Origin of the sequence: Bacillus sp. SIMBA_026 (genome assembly GCF_046535335.1) — a bacterium.
Taxonomy (GTDB): Bacteria; Bacillota; Bacilli; order Bacillales; family Bacillaceae; genus Bacillus; species Bacillus velezensis.
In genome coordinates, this window is sequence record NZ_JAWRWX010000037.1 from 1 (window position 1) to 409 (window position 409).

Genomic DNA, 409 nt, shown 5'->3' on the forward strand with positions numbered 1-409 from the left:
TCCTGTGCCAACCGCGAAACGCGGCTCTGCTCCATGTCCAGCTCCGCCGCCAGCTGGGAAACACCTAAAAGCTGGCGTCCCTGCTTTTCGCGGTCCGTTACCATCCGAACGAGGCGAAGGCCCTGAGCCAACGAGGACGCCTCGGGGGAGCCCTCAAAGAAACGGCTCCTTCCGAAAAGCGCTTCGGCCATTCTGACATGCCGCCAAACCTACGGGTGCCCAGCCAACCTACGAATGTTCAGCCAACCTGCGCCCTGCGGCCATAGCGGAAGTGGAAGAACGCATAGCACGCGCCAACGAACGGTACCCCAAAGTACAAAGCAGCTACCTGGTTTGGGTCCATGGCAAGTCCTATGAGGGATATGAAGCACAAGCCGAATGCAAGAATCGGTACCAGCGGAAAGAGTGG

The 409-nt window shown here is 59.2% G+C and carries 1 protein-coding gene; it reads right to left on the reverse strand.

Features of this window, described 5'->3' with window-relative positions; genetic code table 11:
• The coding region (locus SB847_RS20555; RefSeq protein ID WP_410578407.1) for a hypothetical protein at positions 1–191 on the reverse strand (191 nt) is incomplete at its 3' end.
• Between the last annotated feature and the right edge of the window lie 218 nt (positions 192–409).